A 25816-nucleotide genomic window follows, 5' to 3' on the forward strand; every position below is an offset into this window, starting at 1 on the left:
GGTAAGTTATGTGCGGAATAGTCGGATATATAGGAACTAAAGAGAAAAAAAGCGTTATCTTAGGCGGTTTAAAAGAGCTAGAGTATAGAGGATATGATAGCGCTGGACTTGCTGTGATGACTGATAATTGCGGTTGCGGTAGCGATATAGCTTACTTTAAAGCTGTTGGAAAACTTGAAAATTTAGAAAAAAAGACTGCAAATTTTACAAGCAAAGGCTTTGGCGTAGCCATTGGACATACTAGATGGGCAACGCATGGAAAACCAACAGAAATCAACGCGCACCCGCATTTTGGTGAGTATAGCTTTGTAACGCATAATGGCATTATAGAAAATTACAAAGAGTTAAAAGAGTATTTAGAAAAGCAAGGTGTTAAATTTATAAGCCAAACAGATACTGAAGTTGTGGTTCATATGTTTGAGTATCTAAATAGAAGTGAAAAAGATCCATTTATCGCTTTTGAAAAAACTATTGCAAAGCTAGTTGGCTCATTTGCCATACTTATCATCACAAAAGCAGCGCCAGATAAGATATTTTTTGCCAAAAATGCTGTGCCGTTGATAGTTGGAAAAAGCGATGAAGATGAGATAATCTTTAGCTCATCAGACGCTCCACTTATCGGGCTTGCAAAAGAGGCGATTTATCTTGAAGATGGCATGTATGGAGTCGCGCAAATGGGTGAAGTTAAAATTTACCAACAAAAAAAGCTCATCACTTGCACCCCACAACTTCTACCTGCTGATAAAAGCTACGCACAAAAAGAGGGATATCGCTTTTTTATGGAAAAAGAGATTTATGAGCAAAGTCAAGTGGCAAGCGAAACTTTAATGGGTAGAATAAAATATAATAAAATAAATCTTGAAGAAATCAACTCGCAAATCTTTGATGATATCGATGAAATCGTGCTTTGTGCGTGTGGAACAAGCTATCATGCAGCCCTTGCTGCAAGCTATCTTTTTGAAAGAATTGCAAAAATCAGAGCTAAAGTTGAAACAGCAAGCGAATTTAGATATAGAGATCCAGTTTTAAACAAAAACTCGCTTTTTGTCGTTATCTCCCAAAGCGGCGAAACAGCCGATACATTAGAAGCTTTAAAAATCGCTAAAAATGCAGGGTTAAAAACTCTTGCGATTTGTAATGTTGATAACAGCTCGATTGTCCGCCTTGCTGGAAATGTCTTGCTAACTCGCGCTGGTATCGAAAAAGGCGTGGCAAGTACAAAAGCCTTTGCAACGCAGGTTTTAACACTTTGGATGGTGGTTTTATACATCGCTCAAATTAGAAAAACCATAGATGAAGAGACTTTACACAGCGAGATAAAAGCCCTTCTTCACATACCACAAGTTTTAAATATACCAGATGGTTTGCATGAGAAGATTCACCGCATGAGTAAACACTACTTGCACGGACATGGCTTTTTCTTTATCGGGCGAGATATATTTTATCCGCTTGCACTTGAAGGGGCTTTAAAACTTAAAGAAATCAGCTATCTTCATGCCGAAGGATACGCAAGTGGTGAGATGAAGCACGGTCCAATCGCCCTAGTTGATGAAGGACTTTTTACAGTTGCGCTACTTCCACAAAATGTGCTTTATGAAAAAACAAAGAGCAATGTTGAAGAGATTGCAGCACGCGATGGATATGTGCTAACTCTTAGTCCGCTTGAGTTTGAGTTAAGCGATGATTTTATAAAAACAAGCAAGCAAAACCACGCTATGAGCGAGTTTTTTGAGATGATGGTTGCACTTCAGCTTCTTGCACTTGAAATTTCTATACGTTTAGGAAATGATGTTGATATGCCAAGAAATTTAGCAAAAAGTGTAACAGTAGAGTAAAATTATTTACATTTTTATATCAAATTTATGCCGTGGGCTAGATACTCACGGCTTTTTTTATGCTATCTTTAAATTCATTATCAAATTTATCAGAGTGCAAAAACTCATCAAATTTAGCCGCATTTAAAATCCCTTTAGCCGTTCCAACGCAAATTTTATAACGCACGTCAAAAGCCGACTTTAACCAACTTAAAAAAATCTCATCATAAACCAAGCTTTGATTTTTCCCGTCACAAACCACAAGTATATCGCTTCCATACAAGCTTGAAGCGCTATTTTCTACCTTTATACAAACTCCAAATTTATCTACTATCTCGCCTTTAAAAGCGTAAATTTTAGTATCAAATTTATGCTCGTCTTTAAAAAATTCATTAAATTCAGCTAAATTTACAAGGTCAAATTTATCATAAATCACAATGGCTACTTTCATTTTTATCCTTTTGGCTGATTGTATTAAATTTATGTTTAAATTTCAAATTTAATGCTATTATTTCAGAAAAAAAGGTTAAAAGATGATATATCAAAACAAATTTATCTTTATAGAACGCGAAACTAGCGAAATTCCATGGGTAAAGATATTTAGCAAAAAAGAGTTTAAAGAGCTAAGCGATTGTGATGAGGCGACAAGACAGGCGCTTTTTGATTCGATGATGATAACTGAAAAAGCCATGATAAGCTTTTATAATCCAGATAAAATCAACATCGCAAGCTTTGCTAACTACGTGCCACGCGTTCATATACACGTTATGGCAAGATTTAAAGAAGATAGCTTTTTTCCAGAGTCGATGTGGGGAGTAAAACAGCGAGAGGCGAAGTTAAATTTAGCAGATTTTAGCGAATTTGAGAAAATTTTAATATCAAATTTAAAGGCTAAATTTGAGTAAACTTTTTAAAATTTTATCACTTTTTATCTTCGTTTGTTTTGTCGTTATAGCTGGATTTTATCTGCACTATTTGCAAAATCAAAAAGAGCAAAATATCAAAAAATACTTTGATTTTAACTCAGAACTGATGAGTAAATCTCTTGAAAATGAAAGAGCAAATTCGCTAGCTATCGCCATACTTTTATCAAAAAACAGCAACATCATATCGTGCTATCAAAAGCAAAATCACGAGTATTGTATGGATGTGGCAAAGGATTTTGTTGGCATTTTAAGCCAAGTTCCAAGCTATAAAAACATCAACATTCATATGCATAACGCCCAAACACAAAGCCTTGCAAGGAGTTGGGATGAGAATAAATTTGGCGATAACTTAAGCGGTTTTAGATATATGCTAAATGATATTAAAAGAAATATGCAACCAGTTGCTGGCATTGAAGTTGGCAGGTGTGGATATTTATGAGAGGGATTGCTCCTGTTTTTGTGGATAAGAAATTTCAAGGTAGTATTGAGGTTATGCTTGATTTTTCGCAACTTGAAACCATAGCTAAATCGCAAGGTTTAAACATCTTTATCCTTTTAAATAAAAGTTTTGAGAGTGATTGTATCTACAACACTGGCGAGAATTCGATAAAAAACTACTATATTTTAAATCCAAATGTAAATAACATGAATATCTTACCAAATTTACGAAGATTTGATTTTGAAAACCTAAATTTCGCTAAATTCGGCTCTAGCTACTTCTACTCAAAAGTGCTAAGAGATGTCTCAAACAATAAAGTTGGCTATATAATTTTATATTACAACGATGATTTGATCACCACTTCAAGGCTTGATCTTATCATTCACTAGCGAATCGATTAGCTTTTCTTTAAAGGCTGGAATTTTGTAGGTAAATGTGCTTCCTTTACCTACGATTGATTCTACGTTATAAGAAATATTATACTTTTTACATATATTTAAAACGATATTAAGCCCAAGCCCAAAGCCACCTTGTGATAAATCCTCCCTGCTGTAACGCTGCCAAATAGCCTTTGTATCTTTAATACCTCTTCCATAATCTTTCACGCTAAATACAACTTGCTCATCTACTAAATTTAGATAAATTTCAATACTACTGCCGCTTTTTGAGTATTTTATCGCATTTGAGATGGTGTTATCAACAAGGCGCGTAGCTTCAATCTCGCTTATAAAAATCTCTAAATTCGGAAAAATATGAGTTTGAAATGTTATCTCTTTTGAATTTGCTATCGTTGTTAAAAACCGAACGCGCTGACTTAAAAAACTTGAGAAATTCATAACGCTTTTTGGAAAATTTTCATATGAGTGTTTGATAAAAAACTCAACATCTTCATATGTCATTTTCATCTGTTTAAGGGCTGATTTTATGCGATGTGTGTTTCTGTTATGGACTTCTAGCATATCTAAATTTATAGTCGCAACGCCAAGTGGAGTTTTTAGCTCATGCATCGCATCGTTAAAAAACGCATCCATCATCTTTTTTTGCCGTTCGTGAATTTTAAGAGTACTTTGGTATATAAAATATATAGCGATGAAAATGACTATCAAAGTCCCTATAAAAACAAGCGCAGTAATCAAAGCTATCTTCGACCACTCTTGCTCTTTTGCAACGACTAAAAAATAGAGCTTATTATCCACAAAAATCGCTCTTTTATAGTAGATATAGCCATCTTGAATCAAAACTTCAAAATTTAGATTTCTAGGGTTTTTGTTAAGTTTTGAAAGGACTATATTTTCATCGCTATCATAAAGAGCAAATTCATATACTAAGCTATCTTGATTATCTAAATTTAGGATATTATCACTTAAATTTAGACTTTTTTTAGCAAGCGAGACTATGTCTTTGTTTTGCTCACTCTTGATATTTAGTTTGATAAGTTGAATGCCTTGTAGTATAAAAAGAAGCATCAAAATCATAGTCGCTAAAAATGGGATTTTAATAGCTTTAAACATTTATTTTATAGCCAAGCCCACGAGAAGAGATGATAAACTCATCGCTTGTTTTATGCCTAATGTTTCGTATATGAACTCTAACTCCAGCATCATCTATATCTTTATCTTCCCAAATTTCATACTTTATCTCTTCGATACTTGAAAACGCGCCAACTCTGCTTAGTAAAAATTCTATCAAATTTATCTCTTTTTGGCTTAAATTTACAACCTCATCGCCGTTTTTAAGCTGCTTAAGAACCGTATCGTAAGAGAAATTTGAAGCGATTTTTATGATGTTTTTATCATCTTGCGAGTAGTATTTTCGCATAAGCTCATTGACTCTAAATTTAAGTTCAGCTAAGTTAAATGGCTTTTTTAGATATTCATTGCAACCTAACTCATAGCCGATTGTCAAATCCTTAATATCAGTTAGCGATGTCATTATCATAATTGGGGTTTGAAGGTTTAAGCTTCGTGCATATCGCATAACTTCATGCCCAGAAATCTCTGGAACTTTTATATCAAGGATTAAAAGATGATATGAGTTTTTAGCTATCTTATCACAGGCTATAACGCCATCGCTTGCCTCATCTACTTCATATCCTAAGCTTTGTAGATACTCTTTAATGCTTACTCTATATTCAAAATCATCTTCAAGAAGTAAAATTTTCAAAACATCTCCAATCTAGCAGAAGTTAATATCTGCTAGATTGTACTTAAATTTATTTAATCTATTTTTAAACTACAAAACCTGTCCAGCATAAACCACGTAGTATCTTAAAATCACAACGCCAACTAAAACTACAAGTGAGTTTATCACTATAAAAAGCGGTTTATAAGCGTGATTTTTAAGAGCAGTTGCAGCTATGATAATCGGAACAAAAAGTCCAACTAAAACAACGCCTATCCAAAACACCTTGCCATATAAACTATCAGTTAGCGCAGTCGTTGCAAACTCAGATGAACCACCAAGATATAAGCCTAAAAATAGTATTATAAGAAGCGGTATCTCAAACATAATAGCCCTTAAATCAAGCACTAAAAGATACTTTATGCTCTCTTTATTTAGCGAGCCTTTAAAAAACGCCATTCCTATAAGAATGTTTGCTGCAATTCCACTTGAAAAACCAGAAACTAAGAAAAGAATCGGTAAAATCGGCGTATTCCACAAAGGAATTTTCTCTATCGCACCTAGTAAAAAGCCCGTATACATACCAACACATATAGCAAGTACAAAAAGAATATACTCTATATCTTTTGCGATGTGTGCAAAAGAGCGAATCGCCTTAGTAAGCGGTCGTAAAACAGCTAAAGCTTTATACTGCTCAATCTCTTTTTCAAATATCATCATCGCAAACAAAAACGTAAATGGAGTATAAAGTAGCAAACAAAGCACGCCTATACTCATAACTGATTTGATGTTATAAGTTATCAAAAGCCAGTAAAAACTTAGTGGCTTGCCAAGATCGATTATTAAAAGAAGTAGTCCAACGCATATTGCAACTGGTCCTATTACCGCTCCAGCTCTTACCATCGCATCCCAAATCGAGTTTGTGTTATCTGGATGTTTGTTCCACTTAACTATCAAGGACACCATAATGCTTCCAGCACTAAGTCCAGCTAAAAAAAGATAAACCGCAATCGGCCAAGGCCAATAAATCGCATCGTATTGTGCCATACTTCCCCACATGTTATTCATAGCGTCCTCCTTTTGTATTTTTTATAAATCCAAGGCTAGGTTTTGTGTTTAAATGCGCCTTTGGATACTCTACATTTTTCTTTGCTATAAGTTTGCTAACTTCGCTGTTTTCATCATTTACATCGCCAAAAACTAAAGCGTCTGTTGGACACACTGTTACGCAAGCTGGCTCTTTTCCAGCAGATAGTCTGTTTTGGAAACAAAATGTGCATTTTCCTATAGCTTTTGTTATTGGATCAACAAACCTCGCATCATAAGGACAGGCTAACAAGCAGTATTTACAGCTAACACAAAGCCTTTCATCAACTAAAGTTATGCCATTATCCGTTTTAAAACTAGCTCCGGTAGGACATACTGTAACACATGGGCTTTCTTCACACATAACGCAACTTTGCCTTATAAAATCAGTCTTTAAACGTGGAAAAGTCCCACTCATCTTCATATGAACTTGAAGTCTGTAAACTCCATCAGGCACGTTGTTTTCGTTTCTACAGGCTACTGAGCAACCTTGACAACCGATACATAAATTTTCATCATGAACCATTACATATTTTTTCATCTTTTTTCTCCTAAGCCTTAATTATATCAACGCCAACGTTTGTTACCATAGTTCCGCAAACAACGCCATCAGCAGGATCAAGTATAACGCTTTGGTTAGTTCCCATGCCGTTTGTATCGCTAAGATCTGGCGTAACATGCCCAAAACCATGATAAACAAAAAGCGTATCTTCTCTAATGCCCTCTGTTAGCATTAAAGTGGCTTTAACTGAACCAAATTTATTTTTTAATATGACTGTATCGCCATCTTTAAAGCCCTTTTGTTTAGCCGCTTTTGGATTTATCCACACTGGCGATTGATCCATCAAATGGTTAAGTATAGGTATGTTTTGTGTGTGTCCGTTTGTATGAATCGCAGTTTTTCCACTCATCAAACAAAACTCATGTCCACCAAAAACATCCATATGGTTTGGATTTATACAGCCTTCTCCTGGGAATTTTGCCTCTACATTTTCTAAAAATAGCTCAATTTTTCCACTTGGAGTTTTAAATTTAACCTGCGAACTCATCTCGCCATTTTCATCAACAAATTTAGTCGCATTTGGATACTTCTCAACGAATTTAGCTACAAATTTTGGCTCACGATAGTAAACTTGTGGAACTTTCCAGTTTACATAGCCATTTTTAATCAAATCGGCTATAAGTTTATCATTTCCTTTGGCTTGTTGCATTCTGTATTCGTTTATATCTTTCCATGTATAGCCCTCATCGATTTTCATAAGCCTTGCTAACTCTCTAAAAATCTCATATCCGCTTTTTGTTCCAGCTATTGGCTCAACGACTTTGTTTCTCATATAATACCCTGGCGCCGTTCCAGACTTGTTTTGAATGCTTTCATCTCTTTCAAGATAGGTTGCTTCTGGAAGCACAACATCGGCTAAATTTGCAAAGTCATTTAGATAAACATCGATAGATAAAACAAAGTCTAGTTTATCGATAGCTTTTACCACTTCATCGGTGCTTGCAACATTTATTAAATGGTTAAATCTAGTGCTTACCCAGCCTTTTATCGGATATGGTTTTTGACTTAAAATCGCTGGAGCTATATCCATTAAAACGCCATGTTTTCTAGGTATAAAGAAATGCTTACTACCCTCTTCTCCACAACCATCGATTCTTGGAGTTTTTGGAACTTTAAATCCAGCATCTGGATTTGCTAAAGTTGGGAAAAGCTCCTCTGCGCAAAGTTTGTTAAATGTTCCAGCGCTCTTTCCAAAGAAAATTCCACCTTTTTTCTCAAAGTTGCCCATCAAAGCGTTTGCTATAGCGATTGCTCTTGTTCTTTGGTATTCTGCTCTTGTAGTTGTTGTCTTATGCCCCCAGTCGATGATGACTTCTGGAGCTTTTGCATAAATTTCATCCGCTATTCGCTCAACATCTTTTGCTTTTATACCAGTGATTGCCTCTTGCCATTTTGGCGTAGTATCTTTGACCGCTTTTATAACTTCTTCGATACCAACGGTGTATTTTTCAACAAATTTCTTATCATACTTTCCATCTCGTATCCATACATGAATCAGCGCCATCACAAAGGCTAAATCCGTTCCAGGACGAACCGGCAACCACTCATCAGCTTTTGCAGCAATCACGCTAAATCTAGGATCTAAAACCAAAAGCTTAGTGTCTTCACGGTTTGCAAATTTAGCCACTTTTTTAGTATCTGATATAACAATTCCCTCAAAAAGGTTATGACCAAAATTTACTATATATTTCGCATTAGCAAAGTCTCTGCTAAGCCCACCGCCATATGTTTGGTTTAAAACTATGTTATAAGTTATCGGGCAGCACGACCAGTGAGAAAATATATTTGGACTACCGTAACTACAGGCGAAATTCATCAGCTGAGTATGGCTCTCGCCAGTTTTTGATGTAAAAACTACACTTTGTGGACCATATTTCTCTTTTATCTCATTAAGTTTAGTAGCACAGTAGCTAAGCGCCTCGTCCCAACTAGCCTCTCGCCACTTGTTCTCGCCTCTTTTTCCAACTCTTATAAGAGGTTTTACTATACGTTTTGGATCATAAAGTTGATTAACCCCCGCTCCACCTCTTGCACAAACTGATGTTTTGTTGCTAGAAAATTTTGGATTTCCTTGTATGATTTTACACTTACCATCAACCACCTCGACTTCGATTGGACAGCGCGTAGAACACATCTCGCAAACGCTTGGAACAAATTTAATGCTTTTTGCATTCATCAATGCACTATTTGCGCCTAAATTTACTTCAAACGCAGCTAACGTTCCAATTCCAGCGCTTGTTTTTAAAAAAGCTCTTCTAGAAATTGCCATCGCATACTCCTTTATAGTTTTGTTTTTAAAACTATAAAACTAATGCGTAAAATTAAAGTAAAATTTTGCTCCTATTTAGCATATATTGACTCAAAATAGATAGAATCTTCAAATATTTAATATTAGGAGTAAAAATGAAAAAAATATTAGCTTCAGTTGCGGTAAGCTCGCTTATCCTAGCAGGAACATTAAACGCGGCTGAATTTGGTGTAGATAAGGTGCATTCTGATGTAGGGTTTAAAGTTAAACACCTTCAAATAAGCAATGTCAAAGGCAAATTTAAAGATTATAGCGCTGTAATAGATTTAGATACTACTACTCAAAAACTTAACAAGCTTGAAGCAACTATCAAAGTAGCTTCTGTTGATACAGACAACAGCAAAAGAGATGAGCATTTAAGAAGTGCAGACTTTTTTGATGCTGCTAAATTTACAGATATGAAATTTGTTATGACAGAATTCGTTGCAGATAAAGATGACATAGGCGAAGGCAAAGTTAAAGGAAATTTAACAATAAAAGATGTGACTCTTCCAGTTGTACTTGACTATGAGTTTGGCGGAGTTGCAAAAATGCAAGATGGCAAAGAAAAAGTTGGCTTTAACCTAGAGGGCGAAATCGATAGAACTAGATTTGGTGTAGGCGAAGCTTCTGTAGCAGTTAGCAGCGAAATTAAAATACAAATCGAAATAGAAGCTAGCGCAAAATAACTCTTTTAAGTGACAAGTTTATTTAAATTTGTCACTTAAATATCTACGCTTTCCTTTGATTTTTTTATAAATTTGTGTTACAATCGATATTAAATTCATATATAAATTAAAGGAAAGCTCATGTCAAACGAAACTCAACTAAAAAACGAAACTCAAGAGCTTAAAAAAGAGATAGAAACCTTAAAAAAAGCTAGTGAAGAAAAGCAAAAAGATTTAGAAAAAATCAAGTCAAACCAGCAAGAACACACTCAAAAGCTTGATGAATTTAAAAAAACACAGCAACAAAATTTAGATGATTTAAAGCAAGATTTTATATACAACAAAGATCAAAGAGAGCGTAAAGAGGTCGTTATAGCGCAAAAGTATGTGAACAAGATTATGTTTTTGATAGTTTTGCTTCTTTTTGCTTATATCGTTTACTCTCTTTTTGAAAAGATAAATTTCGCAAATCCTTTGCACTAAAAAATTTATAAGTAAATATAAATTTGCAAATATTTATAAGTAAGTTTTATTTTAAAATCTTTTATAAATCGATTGAGTTTTATAAATTTAACTTTAAAATTTGAACTTTTTATAAGTGCAAAAATTTGTTTAAATTTAATAAATTTATTTTATAATCATATACTTAAATTTTTATTTTAATTATTTGGCAACAGCGCAAGTATATCGCAAGCTCGTTTGCTTCCTAGTTTGCACGCTTTATCAAGAGCGATTCCTGAAAGAGAAAAGCTTTGAACAGTTCCAGAAGCGTCAAGGTATTTTTTAGACAGCTCATAACAACTCTCGCTTGAGTTTGCTTCGCAGCTTTGTTTATAAACTTCAAACGATTTTACTACATCTTTTTCTACGCCAACGCCACGACCTAGCATATCAGCATACAAAAAGCACTTTGATTGCACGCCTTTTTTGCACTCATCATCAAGATAGTTTAAAATTTGAGCGCAACTTGTGCTATCGCTTTTTGTTATGCACGCTTCTAAAAGAGCATCAAAATTTGCTCCAGCAAATGCAAAATTTAGCCCCAAAAATGTTAAAAACACAACTTTTTTCATAATTTCTCCTAAAATTTTATATTATTTGATTTTACTATAAAATTTATGATAAACGCTTGATTTGGATTAAGAAATTACTAAAAGATATATTTGTGTTTGGAAAAATTAAAATTTAAAAGCATTTTTGATAAATTTATTAATTAGACTGACTAAAAATAATTTAGTCCCACATTTAGTCCAAAATTTTATTAAAATTTAAAAGAATACAAAAAGTATAAAATCGGAATTAAAAAGAATTATAAAGCACTGAAATAACGATAGTATGGGCTTTTGATTGAACTGATAAGAATTGAAAAGTAGGTTAAAATAAGTGAAAAAAATGATTTATGGTGGAAGTGTGCGGGGTCGAACCGCAGTCCAAAAGCAAAAGACCAAGGCCTCTACATGCTTAGCAAAAGTGAAAATTTCATCTAAAAAGGCTCACTTTTCAAAACCAAAAATTAGACTAAGACTAGATTTGGCTTAAATGCTCGTCAAACACCTAAACTACACTATTTGAAATTACTCGCAAGCAAACCTAAATAGTATCAGTTTGCAGCAAGGCTCAACCGGTTACGCTACTTTAGCGTAAGCAGGAGCGAATTTAACGTTATTTGCGTTTAAATTTATTTTGGATTTTTTACGCTGTATCCAAAGCGGCATGCCACCGTGACCACTCTACTCCTGTCGAAGCCAAGTCACTCCCACGTTAAAGAACAAGTTTAGAAATCTAAACTAGAGAGCAGATTTTACTTAATTTATCCAAATTTGTCAAATTTTATAAATATTTAGATACAATAGAAACTAATTTCAAAAAGGAGAATGGACAATATGAATAAATTTTTAATTTTTTCACTACTTTTAACTCTAAATTTAAGCGCTTCTCAAGAGCAAAGTCAAGGAAAAACTCAAAGAAATTTTTTCGATGATGGACACAAGGCTTTTAACGAGCATAAATATGAAAAATCAAAAGAGATTTGGAGTGAACTTTGCGATAAAAAAGATGGCAAAAGTTGCACAAATTTAGGTCACTTATACGACAACGGACTTGGTTTTGCGCCAGATATACAAAAAGCTATCGAATTTTATGAAAAAGGTTGCGAGTATGGTGATGGGCTTGGTTGTTCAAATTTAGGCGTAACATACTTCAGAGGCGATGGTGTAGATGTAGATTTTAAAAAAGCTAGCGAGTATTTTAGCAAAGGTTGCGAGCTAAATCACGGCTTTTCATGTGTAAATTTGGGTTATTTATACGAAAATGGAGATGGCGTAAAACAAAACTATGCCAAAGCGTTTGAGTTTTATCAAAAAGCTTGCGAATACGGCGATGGCGAGGGTTGTACGAATTTAGGCACACTTTATGTAAATGGCTTTGGCGTTGATGTAAATTTTACAAAAGCAAGTGAGCATTTCGCTAAAGGTTGTGATTTACAACACGAGCTAGGATGTAAGTATGAAACAAAGTTAAAAAGCGATGAGTTTAAGAAATTTGAAGAAGAGCAGAAAAATAAAGCAACAAAATAAGTGGCAAATTTAAATGGATAGAATAGTAGAAATAGAAAAAATCAGCTTTGAAAAAGAGTATGAAGTAAGCCTTCGCCCCATAAATTTTAACGATTATATCGGGCAAGAAAAGACTAAAGAGAATTTAAAAATTTTCATCGAAGCTGCTAAAAAACGCGCTGAAACACTAGATCACGTGCTGTTTTACGGCCCTCCTGGACTTGGAAAGACAACGCTTGCTCACATTATCTCAAATGAAATGAGTGCAAATATTAAAATGACAGCAGCGCCTATGATAGAAAAAAGTGGCGATTTGGCTGCGATTTTAACAAATTTAGAAGAAGGCGATATCCTTTTTATCGATGAAATTCACCGCCTTAGCTCCTCGATTGAAGAGATTTTATATCCTGCGATGGAGGATTTTAGGCTTGATATTATCATTGGTTCTGGACCAGCTGCACAGACTATTAAAATAGATGTGCCTAAATTCACTCTTATTGGCGCTACAACAAGGGCTGGTATGATAAGCGCGCCATTAAGAGATCGTTTTGGCATATCTTTTAGGCTTCAGTTTTACTCGCCAGATGAGCTTGCTAAAATAGTTCAAATCGCATCTAAAAAGCTAAATAAACCAGCCAAAGATGATGCGTGTTTAGAGATAGCAAAAAGAAGTCGCGGAACGCCTAGAATCGCACTTAGACTACTTAAACGAATTAGAGATTTTGCTGATGTAAATAGCGAAGATAACATAACAAAACAAAGAGCAAAAAATTCTCTTGATAGCCTTGGAGTAAATGAGCTTGGCTTTGATGAGATGGACTTAAAGTATCTTGAAATTCTTTTTGACGCAAAAAAACGCCCTATGGGGCTAAGCACCATTGCGGCGGCTTTAAGCGAAGATGAGGGGACTATTGAAGATGTTATAGAGCCGTATCTTTTGGCAAATGGCTATATCCAAAGAACAGCAAAAGGTAGGATAGTAAGCCAAAAAAGTTATAAAACTTTAAATATTCCAAATGATTATAATGAAGGGCTTTTTAGTGAAAACTAGTAAATATTTTTTTATAGGATTTATCCTTTTTGTGCTTGTTTGGGTGCTATATCTTTTTAAGCCATTTTTGCTTACTATCGCTATTGGAATTTTAATGGCGGTTTCTACTGCAAGTTTAGAAAGACGAATTCTAGCTCTAACAAACGCAAAACGTGTGCTTTCAGCATCTCTTATCACGCTATTTATATGTATATTTTTCTTAGCGCCATTTCTTTACGCTATCATCTCGCTAGCAAAATACGCAAGCGGTTTTGATATGACAAATGTTACAAATACGCTAAATTATATTAAAAATTATGATTTTTCACTGCCAGAGAGCTTTTCGTTTTTAGAACCAAAAATAAAAGAATTTATTGCCACTCTTGATATCGGTACATTAATTTCAAAAGCGCTTGGATACTTAAGCACTATAGGCAAGTCAAGTGCTGGCTTTATCGTGGATATGGGCTTTATCATTGTGTTTTATTTCTTTGCGAATTTATATGGAACTGAGCTTACAACATATCTTAAAAAAGTTGTTCCTATGAACTCAGATGAGCTAGATTTTATCCTTACTGAGGTTGCAAATACCATGAGTGTGGTCGTTTATAGCACTCTTGCAAATGCAGTTTTACAAGGTATGTTGTTCGCTATTTTGGTTAGTTTTTTTGGATACGATATGCTTTTGATGGGAATTTTATTTGCAATCGGCTCACTTATACCTCTTGTTGGTGGCGCACTTGTTTATGTTCCAATCGCGCTTTTTGAGCTTGCACATGGCAATACTCAAGGTAGTATTATAATCCTATCTTATAGTATTATAGTTATTTCTGTGGTTGCAGATACCTTTGTCAAACCGCTAATTATTAAATTTATAAACGAAAAAATGGTTAAAACTCCAACCAAAATCAACGAAATGCTCATCTTTTTCTCTATGCTTGCAGGCATTAGCACATTTGGTTTTTGGGGTGTGATACTTGGACCTGCGATAGTTACGTTTTTTATCTCTACGATTAAACTTTATGTTTTGTTAAAAGAAAGAGCGATAGTTTAAAAGTGATTTAAAAATTCTAAACTATTTTTGCGTTAAGGCATTAAAAAAAGGGGTAAACTTACCCCTAAATTTAATTAAAATTTTAGCAAATAGCCTAAATTTAGTACTCTCCCGCGCCCTGCTATATAATTTATATCTTGCGAATTAGAGCTTTGAGAGTAGTATGTTGTATACTGTTTGTTAAGCAAATTTGAAACTCCGATGCTAAATTCACCATATCTACTTTTATAAATTCCGCCAACATCAACAAGAGTATAGCCATCAAAGTTGTTTGAACTATCATCGAATTTTCTATCAAAGTAGTGGTTAGCTTGAATTGTTGTTGCAAATTTATCACTAAATTTAGTACTTAGCATAGCTGATAGTTTGTTTGGCGCCATTTCTAGCCCACTTAGTTTTTTATCCAAACTTCCATCATTATCGCTATCATACAAACCTTGCGAGTATGCATAAGTTAAATTTAACTTATTATTCTCATTTAATTTTATACCAGCATCTAGCTCAAATCCTCGCACTCTAGTCTTTTGTCTGTGAAGTTCAAATTGGTTGTTTTTGTTATTTACAACTCTAGTTCCAAAATCAGAGCTTGATTGATAAATCGATGCTACAAAATCAAATATTTCAAACTCGCCTCTTAAACCAACTTCGTAGTTATCAGTTATGACTGGTTTTAGATTGCTAAAAGATGATATATCAAATCCAGCCTTATCGATACCTCGCAAAACTCTGCCGATATCTGGTAAAGCAAAACCTTGCGAGTAGTTTGCAAACAGATTAATTTGCTCATTTATCTCATAAACTAAGCCAAAATTTTTCAAATATTGTTTAAACTCAAGCTCGCCACCAGCGACAAAAACACCGCCATAAGAGGCTAGTGTTTTATATTTTTGTATCTTTAAATTTGTCATTTCATATCTTAAACCAGCATTAAAACTTAAATTTGGAGTGATTTTATAGCTAGCAAGAACAAATGGCGCGTAAGATGTGTATGTTATTTCAGGAACCCACGTTCTATTTGTAAGATGTAAATTTTGCGATGTTTTATCATAAAGCGTATCAAAACCAAAAGTCAAATTTAAAGCCTCATCAAAAAAATCACCATTATTTATAGTAGTTTTTGTGCCATATTTTTGCGATTTTATTTGAGACTGATCATAAAGCAAGCCTTTTTTAGCTATAGCTGCGTCTTGAAAACCAGCCGAGTTTGTCGCTCCAAATAGCCCATCAAATGTTTGAGAAAATGCCATAACATAGAGATTTGAACCAAAAAAGTCGCTATTTTCATACGAGATACTTGCTGTGGTTGCTTGGTTATACGGCGCATCGCCGATTGGCTTGCCTTTGGTTGATGTAGTTAAAATGCGATCTTTTTTGCTACCGACTACTGGGATATAATTTGCTTTTGATTTAATTTCATATCGATTTAAAGAAAAACTTAAGTGTTGATCATCATCTATATAATAACCAAATTTAACCAAAATATCATACGACTTTGAATTCATCAAATCGCCTTGCACATTTTGAGAACCGATTGCATTTTTATTAGCATCAAGCCAAAGACCTTGATTTTCATATGAAAGTCCAAAAAGATAGTCAAAATTTTCTTTGCCACCGCCTAAAGTATAGCCAACTTTATGCCCTAAGCTATTTTTATTTGCGCCATTTGTTGGAGTTTGTAAGCTTATGTTTAAATTTTGCTCTATCTCATCGCTTCTTTGTTTTTTAGTTACGATATTTATAACCCCACCAACTCCCGCACTACCGTTGTTAGCTGTTGCACCGTTAATCACTTCTATTTTCTCAACCATAGAAAAATCAATCGTATGAAGTCCACGTCCACTAACTCTAGTAGCATTTATCTGTGGCACTCCATCGATTAAAACAAGCGGCATTCTACCTCTCATAGTCTCGCCCAAAGCCGTCATCTTGCCCCTACTTGGCGTGTATGACGGAATAAGAGCAGCCAACACATCAGATGAGTTAGTTGAAATTCTTAATTGCTCTTTTATCTGGTTTTGCGTTATAATCTTTATGTTTGCAGAGGAGTCTTTAAGCTGCGTGTTAGATCTTGATGATACAACAATCTCATTTAAAGATACGCTATCTTGTGCGTTTAAAGCTTGTGTTATGCAAATTATACTCATAGTTAGTTTAAATTTATGACTCATATACTACCTTTTTTAGATAAAATTTAACGGTTAGTATATGATAACGATTCTTAAAATATACACAAATGCATAAATTTTTTATATTTGAAAAAAATAAAAATCTAATCTTTTGTTTAAATTTAACAGGATTTATTAATATAAGTTAAAATAGCCTTTTAACACTTGCGACTGATTTTAAATAAATATTTTAAAACTTTTAAGCATAAGCACAAACTAAAAGCACTTTACTTGGCTATTTTAGCCATAAGGCTAATAAATTTAAGCTATTCTAGTAGATTAAAAATCAAACTCGTACTTTGTAAATGAGCGATATTCTCTTCATGGCGAGATTTTAACGCATTTAGATAGGCTAAGTTTTTACTCTCAAGCTCTTTAAAATTTAGAGTCAAATTCTCTATATTTTTCTGTATAAACGGCTTTCGTCCGATAAAATCATTCTCAAACTCAAAATAGTTTAAATTTGTTAAAATCCTAGCTAAAATTTCATCTTTTTTTGGATAATAAAGTGAAAAAGTTTGCGGATCATCTTCATAAGCACTAATTGAGCGCTTTATTTTATCATCGAAAAACGCAACGCTAAGTTTGATAGCATTTTCGTAATTTGTCGCGATTTTTATGATAAGTTTATCAAAAAACAGACTGTTTTTCTCGCTAAATTCAAACATAGCACGCTCAAATCCAGCCAAAAATAGCCCATAAACCTCGCTAGCAAATTTTCTAATCTCAGAAAACTCTCTTTGCGAGTAAATTTCATCAGTCTTTCTAATCGTCTCAAACTCACCTTTAAAAATAAGCGTCTTATCAACCAAACTTTCTAAAACTTCGCCCATCTCTTTGTTGATTTTAGCGCAAAACTCATCAAGCTCACGCCTAAGTTTTTTAAACTCACGACTTAGCTTATCATCGTTATAAATCAGTTTAGAAAGTGCCTCATCAGCGTTTAAATATGGCGCTTCATATGTGATTTTCTCTACTTTTTTACCCATTAAAGTTTTGCTTTGCACATAGTAGCTTTGGCTAGTTTGAGATATGTGTTTTAGTATTTCATCGCTTAAAGAATTTGAAATTTCTTTGATTTTTGCATAGAATTTTATAAATTCGTTCTTATAAATTTCAAGAAAATCTGCACTTTTTTTATCAAAATACTCACTAAATTCACTCAAAATCATCTGCATTTTTTCATATATTCTGATAAAAAATTCATATTGACAAATAAGTTTGTGCGAAATTTGCGCAGCTTCATCAACGATAAAATTCTCTTTTTTTGCTATGATTTTATCTCTTAAAAACTGCTTTACAAGCTCAAATCCAGACTCGTCGCTACCGCTTATCTCAAGCTTAGCTGAGATTGCCAAAACTTCATCAAAACTATCGGTGTAAGTTTTCTTAGCGTGAGTTAAAACACGTGAGATTTCTTCATTATTTAATTTATCTTTTTGATTTAGCAAGCAAATGGAGCTTTTTTTAAGATTTTGCGGGATAGCTTCAAGCTCACTTAACTCGCTTGCTCTGGCTGCATTATCAATCAAACTTATCCAAACAAGCCCACCAACTTTTTTTAAAATCTCTAAAGTCTCTTTTGTATCACTATCGCTTCTTGAATTTAGCCCCGGAGTATCGATAAAAGTTACGCTTTTTAAAAGCTCATTTGGTAAATATATACTCAAAGACTTTACATCTGCTAAAGCGCCTCTTTGATCTACAAAACTAGCGATGTGGCTTATATCTTTATACTCTTCCCTGCCGTCATTATACAGCGCTTTTAGCATCGTGCATGGGGCGTATTTTATATAAGTTGGCTTTGCAGTTACTGGGATAACGCCTGTTGGAAGCAAATTTTGCCCTAAAAGCGCGTTTAAAAAACTTGATTTTCCGCTGCTAAACTGCCCGACAATCGCCACTTGCATCGGCTCATAAATCAAAGCATTTAGCTCATTTAGCTTTGCTACAAGCTCACCGCTTGCATGCATTTTTGGCTCAAGCAACACTGCTTTAAATTTAGCAAATTCACCAGCAAAGTCATCACTAAAATCAAGAAGAAATTTGTTTTTATACTCGTTTATAAATTTTTCTAACACTGGCTTATCCTTTTGCTCACTTGGCTGATTGTTTCTAGTTTTTCTCTAATTGTTTGGCTTTTTTGGCTCATTTGTTGTGAGTTTTGCTCGCTTTTGTTCGCGTTTTCTTCAAGCGTTTTGATTTTGTTTTTTAACTCATTTTCATATGTCAAAGCGCCATTTTCAAGAAGAGTTTTAAACTCGCTCGTGCAATCATTTGCAAGCAAAACAAGAGATGATTTGATATCTATAGCTTTTAAAAACTCATCAAAAAGCTCTTGAACTTGTGATGGCAAGTGCGCTAAATTTCGCTCATTTTGGATAAGCTTTAAAAGACGCGTTTGAAGTGTCGTGTAATCAACCTTTAGCAAATTCTCATCCAAATACGCCTTTATATCAAACCCTCCAACTTCTATCTTGTTAAATGCTTCAAACTCAAGCGCCAAAGTCTCGCTAAGAGCCTCTATATCTTTACTAACAAGGAATTTTAACTCCCTAAAAACATCTAAAATCAAGTCGTTAAAACCGCCTTGAACTATCATAAAAATTCGTTCAAAATCCAGCTTTTTTTTGTTTTTGTTCGCATAAACAACATCGTTTATAACGCGATCTTTTATAATAGTGCTAATCGTTTTAATACTAGAAAATGCCTCTAAATTTGAGTAATCAAGTTTTAAAAACGCTGTTTTTAGCTCAAATTTAAATCTCTCAAGCCCATTTTTAAGATTTAAATTCTCTTTTTTTAAGATATCAAGCTCATTTTCAAGCTCAAATTTAGACCCACCTAGTGCACTAAGTTCAAACTCAAACTCATCTTTAAGAGCTTTTATAACAAAATTTAGCTCTTTTTTATATCCAAATAAAATTATCTGTGCTTTTAGTGAGTTTTTACCAAAAAATTTCTCATATAAGTAGTTTTTAAGCTTATCTATACCAACACGGTTTAGGCTATCAACCATGAAAAACTCGACTGAATTTATCAAATTTGAGCTAAATCCAGAGCTTTCAAGCTCGCTTGCAATTGAGCGTTTTGTATAAATTATCACATCATTTAGCTCTTTTTGGCTTAACGCATCGATATGAGTTAAAACCACGACAAAGCCGCCACTTTTGCCATACTTTAAGAAATTTTTTATAAATTCCATATCTTTTTTAGTCGCACTTTGAGCTGCATTCATAAGATGAATGTTAAAATCACTCTCATGCATAAATTTTTTAGTTAGCTCTTCACGCAAAACCACAGCATCATCAAGTCCTGGGGTATCAACTATGCAGATATTGTCTTTTAAAAACTCAGCATTAGCGCCAAGTTCGACCAGTTTGACAAATTTACTAATTTCATTTTTGGCTGTTGTGTAGGTTTTTAGCTCTTCTGGCTTGATTTCGATGATATTTTTTGCTGGCGCATTCTCTTCTATTCCAAGTGTTTTTAGCTCATCTTCACTCCAAAAATGCACCTTTGCGCTCTGATTTTGGCTAAATTTAAGCAAGGTTAAATTTGCCGTTTCTGGGATATTTGAAGTGCCAAGAAGTTTTAAATCAAGCAAAGCGTTTAGCATGGTAGATTTTCCAGCATTTATAACGCCAGTTACAGAGAGATAAAACTGCGAATTTAGCGCACTTTGGTAAGCTAAATCAAGTCTTTTATCTAAATTTGGATTTAAATTTAACTCTTTTAGTTTAAAATAAGCTTCATTTAAAACATTGATATTATGATGAAAAATATCGCCTACGCTTATATCTTCGATTTTAGTTTGGCTTTCATCATCGATTAGCTTGAGAGAATTTATAAATTTAGTGATATTTTCAAACTCATCATCTGAAATTATTTCATTTTTACTTAACGTTTTTAGATGTGCTAGCACTTCGCTTCTTGAAATTTGTAGATGAGAGATGGCGTTTATGACTCCAACTTGAGCGGTTTGGATATCAAAAAGATCTGTTTTTAAATTTAAACTTTTAAAAATTTCACAAAAGCTTTCTAAGCTTATATATCTATCGTAATTTTTCTCGCTACACGAAAGAACTATAGCGCTACTTTTTGAATCGAGTTGTAGGCTTTTTGTAAGATCTAAGTAAAGCTTGTTTATACCCCAAATTTGCGTTAAAAATTCATCCATCAATCGCCTTTAAAAACTAAAATATGACAATTTTACCAAAAATTTATTAAATCCAAATGCAAGATATAGGGTTAAATTTAAATTTAACCCTACTTTAAGAAGTTATTTTACAGTAGCAAGTTTTCGTCTAAGATAGGCGATTTTGCTTTGAAGTGGAAGGTGTTTTGGACAGTTATCCTCACAACCTAGCAAACTCATACAGCCAAATACGCCATCATCATCGCCAACTAGCTCATAAAAGTCCGCATCGCTTCTTTCATCAAGGGGATCTGATTTAAATCTTACGATTCTATTTAATCCAACAGCACCGATAAAATCTTTTCTCATAACCGCAGTTCCACAACTCGCAACGCAAATTCCGCACTCAATGCAACGATCAAGCTCAAAAGTATCTTGAGCTGCTTGTGGGTCTACTTTTTCCTCTATTTTTGAGATATCTGTTACTTTGTTTGTATGAACCCAGCTCTCAACTCTTTGGTTCATTGCTGCCATCCATTTGCCAGTATTTACACTTAAATCTTTTATAAGTTTAAATGCAGGAAGTGGCATAAGCTCGATAACTCCATCTTCATAATCTTTTGTAAGAGTTCTACAAGCAAGTTTTGGCACGCCATTTATGACCATACCGCAACTTCCACAAATTCCAGCCCTACAAACAAAATCAAAGCTAAGGCTTGGATCTTGATTTTCGCGGATTAAATTTAGCGCGATAAAAATCGTCATACCAGGCGCTTCTTCTAGCTCATATGTCGCAAAATGTGGTTTTGAGACCTTGCTTAAAGGATTATATTTAAATGCTTTTATGGTTATTTTTCTACTCATTACCAACTCCTACTCTTTCGTTTGGTTTTTTGAATTTTGGTTGAAGTTCATAAGGCATTAGAGCATCTTGTATCTCATATCTACCTTTACCCTCTTTTTCTAACTCTTCTTTGATTTTATCAACCTCTGCTTGTCTTATTTGACTTTGTGGGTTTTCTATGATGTTACCTTTTGCGCCATATCCTCTAAATGCTGGTGGAATTTCCATCTTCATGATATCAAGTGGCTCATAAGTAACTGTTGGCATAGTATCGCCCTCTTTCCAAGCTGTAAGAGTTCTTTTTAGCCAGTTAGCATCATCTCTTTTTGTGTAGTCCTCACGATAATGCGCGCCACGACTCTCTGTTCGTAAAAGCGCTCCATAAGCAACACAAAGTGCAAGTTTTAGCATCTTTGGAGTTCTATAAGCATCTTCAAGCTCTGGGTTAGCAAACGGCTCTTTGTTCTCTACTTTGATATCTAAAGATTTCTTATATAGCTCTTCAAGCTCTTTAACCGCTTTTTCTAATCCCTCGCCTGTTCTAAAGATAGCAACATAATCCCACATAACATCTTTCATGCGATTTTTTATCTCATAAACGTTAAATTTACCCTCTTTACTTAGAAGCTCTTTTATGTAGTTTTCTTCTCTATCAACAAATTTTTGAACATCTTGAGTGTTGATATCTATATCGTGTGATTTACAATAATCAGCAAAATAATCTCCAACTATCATACCAGCAACAACTGTTTCAGCAACTGAGTTTCCACCAAGTCTGTTAAAGCCGTGCATATCCCAACACGCCGCTTCACCAGCTGAGAACAAACCAGCTAAAGTTGGGCTTTCGCCTGTTGGTTTTGTTTTGATTCCACCCATTGAGTAGTGTTGCATAGGAAGAACTGGTGCCCATCCTTTTGGACCTTCATCTGCAGGATCAATACCATTAAAAATTTCGCAAATTTCTTGAACATCGCGTAAGTTTTTTTCTATATGTTCACGACCCAAAATAGAAATATCTAGCCATAAATGCTCTCCATAGATACTTTTTACGCCCTTGCCATTTCTGATATGCTCCATCATACGACGACTTACAACATCTCTACTTGCAAGCTCTTTTTTCTCTGGCTCATAATCAGGCATAAAACGATATCCATCAACATCACGAAGAATTCCGCCATCACCTCTACAACCCTCAGTTAGCAAAATTCCGCTAGGAACGATTGGGGTTGGGTGAAATTGAACCGCTTCCATGTTTCCAAGTTGAGCAACTCCCGTCTCAAGCGCAATCGCAGCTCCAGTTCCCTCACAAATAACAGCATTAGTTGTATGTTTGTAAATTCTACCATAACCACCAGTTGCTATAAGTGTTCCACGAGATACATAAGCTTCTATTGTTCCATCGATTAAGTCTCTTACGATAGCGCCATAGCAACGATTATCTTTATGAATCAAAGCTATAGCTTCTTTTCTATCTCTTATATCAACATTGTGTTTAACGCACTCATTTGCCACACCAAAAAGCATAGTATGACCTGTGGCGTCTGCTGTGTAGCAAGTTCTCCACTTTTTAGTTCCACCAAAGTCTCTTGAGTGGATAAGTCCATTTACCTCTTCTTTTTCTTCGATAGTTGTTTTTTGTGCGTTTATAACCGCACTTCTTTTACCTTTAGTAATTCTAGTCCAAGGAACGCCCCAACTAGCAAGCTCACGAATCGCTTTTGGTGCAGTTTGAACAAACATCCTAGCAACTTCTTGATCGCATCCCCAGTCGCTTCCTTTAACAGTATCTGCAAAGTGAACATCTTCGTTATCGCCCTCACTCATCTTAGAATTTCCAAGACTTGCTTGCATACCGCCTTGTGCTGCAGCTGAGTGTGAACGACGAACTGGACAAAGACTTAAAACTATAGTACTATTTCCCTTTTCAGCAGAAGCAACAGCTGCTCTAAGACCAGCCAAACCACCACCTATAACTAACGAATCACAATAAATTATATTCATATTATATTTCCTTACCTTAACCTAAACTCAACCAAACAACATCTGCAATTACAGAAAGAAGGAAAAAAACGCCCCAAACTATAAAGTTGATTGTTTTGATTAGTTTTCTTCTTGCATGAGCTTCTGCTCTAGTTCCATCTATACTTACCCATTTCATAATCAATCTATATGTTCCAATACTAGCGTGTAAAACTGTAACGATAAGCAAAAGTAGATAAAAGATATGAAGTTGTGAAAATCTTCCTATAGATAAATCTGGAGTAATTTTCTCTCCAAAAACTATAGTTAAAATGTGAGCACTTGCAAAGAAAAATAACAAAAATCCAGTTATAAACTGAAACCACCAAAGCGTTGTATCGCAGTGTCTCATACGAATTTTGTGAGCTTTGAATGCTCTATAAGCTGCATAGTTTGCAGGAAACTTTCTCATAGCTGTAAAAGCATGAACCATAAATATGATTAAAATAACAAGGGCTACGAAATTTGTTACTTGGTAAATTCCACCTGGTTCAGCAAATTTCACAACAGATTCAAATGCATCAGTACCAAACAAGATTGTCCCAGTAAAAATCATATGGCATATCATAAAACAGGCTAAAATCAACCCCGTAATACTCTGAGCTAAGTCCTGCAAAGCAGGAATTCGACTCTTTTTGCCATCTACGGATTTGCCAAGAAACCCTTCAATGCGTTGCATCATATAAACTCCTTTAAGAAAAATTAAATTTTAAAACTAATTTTGAAATTATATATCAATTAAGCTTTCTAATTACTTAAATTTTTATCTCTATTTTTCCATGCATAAAAGTAGGTAAAAATACCCAAAAACAGCATTAAAAAGGATAAAATTTGACCCATGCTAAGACCAAACATATAAGTCCCTAGCTGAAAGTCTGGCTCTCTATAAATTTCACTAACAAATCTCATCAAAGCATATAAAATCGTATAGATAGCTATAAGTTCTCCATTAAATTTTTTATACTTTCTATAAAAGAATAATACCACAAAAATCACAACACCCTCCAAAAACGCTTCATAAAGTTGCGAAGGATGCCTTAAAATGCCAGCTACCTCTATCCCCCATGGCATACTTGTAGGAACTCCAGCTAGCTCTTGATTTAAGAAATTTCCAATTCGTCCAAAAACATATCCCAAAGGCACAGACAAAGCTACTAAATCAAGCAAAGCAAAGCTGTTTGTTTTATGCTTTTTACAAAACCAAAATGTAGCTATAATAAACCCAACAACCGCGCCATGATAGCTCATACCGCGAATTCCTACAAACTCGCCATTATGAAATGGGTTAAAAATTTCCCAAGGATGAGTTATATAGTGCATCTGCTCATCTGAATAAATGAAAATAAATCCAAGTCTAGCGCCAAGTATAACGCCGATTTCAACCCAGATAAAATAATTATCTAAAAGCTTCTCAGAAAAACCAAGCTTGTCTTTTTTCGCAAACCATTTCGCCATAAAAAGTGCTGTAAGAAGCGCTAAAATGTACATTATCCCATACCAGTGAACGCTAAGCCCAAAAAGGCTAAAAGCGACAGGGTCGAAGTTGTTATAAATTTGGTTCCACCAGCTCAAATTTTAAGTCCTAAAGTTGTCTTTATCATCTGTAAATAATCATCTAAAAACCAACCAAGCGCCTTATAGTAATCACTCTTTGCGTTTGCCTTAAGATAAGCAGCAAGCCCACGAAATGACTCCATAAAATAATTTGTCAAATAAAGCCCTAAAAAGTTGTGAGTTTTCTCATCGGTATCTGATTTAAAAATAGCTGCTAAAAATGCAAGCATATTCGCAGAGTGCGAAGCTTTAAGCTCTTTAAAAGGCTTTTGATAACGAGCTTTTTCAAAAAACAAAGTAACGTCCATATCGCTAATGAGTTTAAAAAAGTCCATCTCAAAAGCTTTTTTAAGCTCTTCAAAATCCTTTAAAACAGCGCTATAATCCTCTTTTAAAGCCTTTTGCCAAAACTCATGAGCCTTTTTATTTTCATCGGTTTCATTTTTTAAAACCCAAGCTGGAGCTAGTTTTTTAAATTTATCCTCTTCTATCGCGCCTTTAAAATTTGTAGCAAAGATGATAGCTATCATCGCGTAAATATCTTTTACTTTCAT

At 34.5% G+C, this 25816-nt stretch carries 24 protein-coding genes and 1 other RNA gene; 9 read left to right on the forward strand and 16 right to left on the reverse strand.

Going from position 1 to position 25816, the window contains the following annotated elements:
* Positions 1-8 precede the first annotated feature (8 nt).
* A complete protein-coding gene (gene glmS / locus CGEO_RS05605) occupies positions 9-1835 on the forward strand; it encodes a glutamine--fructose-6-phosphate transaminase (isomerizing) (protein WP_075494462.1) in 1827 nt (608 codons plus the stop codon).
* 37 nt (positions 1836-1872) lie between these two features.
* On the opposite strand, the gene CGEO_RS05610 is transcribed toward glmS, so the two are convergent.
* Positions 1873-2265 carry a helix-turn-helix domain-containing protein gene (locus CGEO_RS05610; protein WP_075540361.1) on the reverse strand — a complete coding sequence of 131 codons (393 nt, stop codon included), beginning with the start codon at positions 2263-2265 and terminating at the stop codon, positions 1873-1875.
* An 82-nt stretch (positions 2266-2347) separates the two neighbouring features.
* Here CGEO_RS05610 and CGEO_RS05615 point away from each other — a divergent pair, with 82 nt between their 5' ends.
* From CGEO_RS05615 to CGEO_RS05625, 3 genes are read left to right on the forward strand one after another with little or no spacing between them, the layout of a single operon-like run.
* Complete coding sequence (locus CGEO_RS05615; protein ID WP_075540360.1) at positions 2348-2719, forward strand: HIT family protein; 372 nt, start codon at positions 2348-2350, stop codon at positions 2717-2719.
* A complete protein-coding gene (locus CGEO_RS05620) occupies positions 2712-3179 on the forward strand; it encodes a cache domain-containing protein (RefSeq protein ID WP_172658099.1) in 468 nt (155 codons plus the stop codon). The genes CGEO_RS05615 and CGEO_RS05620 overlap by 8 nt, the downstream gene beginning before the upstream one ends.
* Positions 3176-3568 (forward strand): hypothetical protein, encoded by a 393-nt coding sequence (locus CGEO_RS05625; protein WP_172658100.1) that lies wholly within the window; start codon positions 3176-3178, stop codon positions 3566-3568. The genes CGEO_RS05620 and CGEO_RS05625 overlap by 4 nt, the downstream gene beginning before the upstream one ends.
* Here the strand turns inward: CGEO_RS05625 and CGEO_RS10165 are convergent.
* The 5 genes from CGEO_RS10165 to phsA form a co-directional block, all read right to left on the reverse strand.
* On the reverse strand, positions 3542-4690 hold the full coding sequence (locus CGEO_RS10165; protein ID WP_242647950.1) for a sensor histidine kinase: 1149 nt from the start codon (positions 4688-4690) through the stop codon (positions 3542-3544). The genes CGEO_RS05625 and CGEO_RS10165 overlap by 27 nt on opposite strands.
* Complete coding sequence (locus CGEO_RS05635) at positions 4683-5342, reverse strand: response regulator transcription factor (protein WP_075494458.1); 660 nt, start codon at positions 5340-5342, stop codon at positions 4683-4685. The genes CGEO_RS10165 and CGEO_RS05635 overlap by 8 nt, the downstream gene beginning before the upstream one ends.
* Before the next feature lie 69 nt (positions 5343-5411).
* Positions 5412-6368: an NrfD/PsrC family molybdoenzyme membrane anchor subunit gene (gene nrfD, locus CGEO_RS05640; protein ID WP_075494457.1), complete on the reverse strand. Its 957-nt coding sequence runs from the start codon at positions 6366-6368 to the stop codon at positions 5412-5414.
* Positions 6361-6927, reverse strand: coding sequence for a 4Fe-4S dicluster domain-containing protein (locus CGEO_RS05645; RefSeq protein WP_075494456.1), 567 nt, complete (start codon positions 6925-6927; stop codon positions 6361-6363). The genes nrfD and CGEO_RS05645 overlap by 8 nt, the downstream gene beginning before the upstream one ends.
* Before the next feature lie 10 nt (positions 6928-6937).
* Positions 6938-9217 carry a thiosulfate reductase PhsA gene (gene phsA, locus CGEO_RS05650; protein ID WP_075494455.1) on the reverse strand — a complete coding sequence of 760 codons (2280 nt, stop codon included), beginning with the start codon at positions 9215-9217 and terminating at the stop codon, positions 6938-6940.
* Between the two features lie 134 nt (positions 9218-9351).
* Between phsA and CGEO_RS05655 the strand changes: the two genes are divergently transcribed.
* Together CGEO_RS05655 and CGEO_RS05660 are read left to right on the forward strand one after the other, a co-directional pair.
* Positions 9352-9924, forward strand: a complete 573-nt coding sequence (locus CGEO_RS05655) for a YceI family protein (RefSeq protein ID WP_075540359.1) — start codon at positions 9352-9354, stop codon at positions 9922-9924.
* Between the two features lie 120 nt (positions 9925-10044).
* Entirely contained in the window at positions 10045-10386 is a 342-nt protein-coding gene (locus CGEO_RS05660) for a coiled-coil domain-containing protein (protein ID WP_075540358.1), read from the forward strand.
* A 176-nt stretch (positions 10387-10562) separates the two neighbouring features.
* On the opposite strand, the gene CGEO_RS05665 is transcribed toward CGEO_RS05660, so the two are convergent.
* Positions 10563-10976 (reverse strand): tetratricopeptide repeat protein, encoded by a 414-nt coding sequence (locus CGEO_RS05665; protein ID WP_075540357.1) that lies wholly within the window; start codon positions 10974-10976, stop codon positions 10563-10565.
* Positions 10977-11303: 327 nt separating this feature from the next.
* Positions 11304-11661, reverse strand: a transfer-messenger RNA (tmRNA) gene (ssrA, locus tag CGEO_RS05670).
* 125 nt (positions 11662-11786) lie between these two features.
* On the opposite strand from ssrA, the gene CGEO_RS05675 reads away from it, so the two are divergent.
* Genes CGEO_RS05675 through CGEO_RS05685 form a run of 3 tightly spaced genes read left to right on the forward strand, consistent with a single transcriptional unit; the run spans position 11787 to position 14542 of the window.
* A complete protein-coding gene (locus CGEO_RS05675) occupies positions 11787-12479 on the forward strand; it encodes a tetratricopeptide repeat protein (RefSeq protein WP_075494445.1) in 693 nt (230 codons plus the stop codon).
* Between the two features lie 13 nt (positions 12480-12492).
* Complete coding sequence (ruvB, locus tag CGEO_RS05680; protein ID WP_075494444.1) at positions 12493-13509, forward strand: Holliday junction branch migration DNA helicase RuvB; 1017 nt, start codon at positions 12493-12495, stop codon at positions 13507-13509.
* Positions 13499-14542, forward strand: coding sequence for an AI-2E family transporter (locus tag CGEO_RS05685; RefSeq protein ID WP_075540356.1), 1044 nt, complete (start codon positions 13499-13501; stop codon positions 14540-14542). The genes ruvB and CGEO_RS05685 overlap by 11 nt, the downstream gene beginning before the upstream one ends.
* A 74-nt stretch (positions 14543-14616) precedes the next feature.
* On the opposite strand, the gene CGEO_RS05690 is transcribed toward CGEO_RS05685, so the two are convergent.
* The 8 genes from CGEO_RS05690 to CGEO_RS05725 all read right to left on the reverse strand — a co-directional run bounded on the left by CGEO_RS05690 (position 14617) and on the right by CGEO_RS05725 (position 25816).
* On the reverse strand, positions 14617-16710 hold the full coding sequence (locus tag CGEO_RS05690; RefSeq protein ID WP_075540355.1) for a TonB-dependent receptor: 2094 nt from the start codon (positions 16708-16710) through the stop codon (positions 14617-14619).
* 263 nt (positions 16711-16973) lie between these two features.
* Complete coding sequence (locus tag CGEO_RS05695) at positions 16974-18788, reverse strand: dynamin family protein (protein ID WP_075540354.1); 1815 nt, start codon at positions 18786-18788, stop codon at positions 16974-16976.
* Entirely contained in the window at positions 18782-20887 is a 2106-nt protein-coding gene (locus CGEO_RS05700) for a dynamin family protein (protein WP_075540353.1), read from the reverse strand. The genes CGEO_RS05695 and CGEO_RS05700 overlap by 7 nt, the downstream gene beginning before the upstream one ends.
* Before the next feature lie 102 nt (positions 20888-20989).
* The gene (locus CGEO_RS05705; RefSeq protein ID WP_075494439.1) at positions 20990-21709 is read right to left on the reverse strand and encodes a fumarate reductase iron-sulfur subunit; all 720 of its coding nucleotides are present in this window, start codon (positions 21707-21709) and stop codon (positions 20990-20992) included.
* A complete protein-coding gene (locus CGEO_RS05710) occupies positions 21702-23690 on the reverse strand; it encodes a fumarate reductase flavoprotein subunit (protein WP_075540352.1) in 1989 nt (662 codons plus the stop codon). Before CGEO_RS05710 ends, CGEO_RS05705 begins: the two co-directional genes overlap by 8 nt.
* Positions 23691-23706: 16 nt before the next feature.
* Positions 23707-24390, reverse strand: coding sequence for a fumarate reductase cytochrome b subunit (locus CGEO_RS05715; RefSeq protein WP_075494437.1), 684 nt, complete (start codon positions 24388-24390; stop codon positions 23707-23709).
* A gap of 65 nt (positions 24391-24455) precedes the next feature.
* Positions 24456-25280: a prolipoprotein diacylglyceryl transferase gene (lgt, locus tag CGEO_RS05720; RefSeq protein ID WP_075540351.1), complete on the reverse strand. Its 825-nt coding sequence runs from the start codon at positions 25278-25280 to the stop codon at positions 24456-24458.
* Positions 25277-25816 (reverse strand): hypothetical protein, encoded by a 540-nt coding sequence (locus CGEO_RS05725; RefSeq protein ID WP_075494435.1) that lies wholly within the window; start codon positions 25814-25816, stop codon positions 25277-25279. The genes lgt and CGEO_RS05725 overlap by 4 nt, the downstream gene beginning before the upstream one ends.

The sequence above is a fragment of the Campylobacter geochelonis genome (assembly GCF_013201685.1).
Classification (GTDB): Bacteria; Campylobacterota; Campylobacteria; order Campylobacterales; family Campylobacteraceae; genus Campylobacter_B; species Campylobacter_B geochelonis.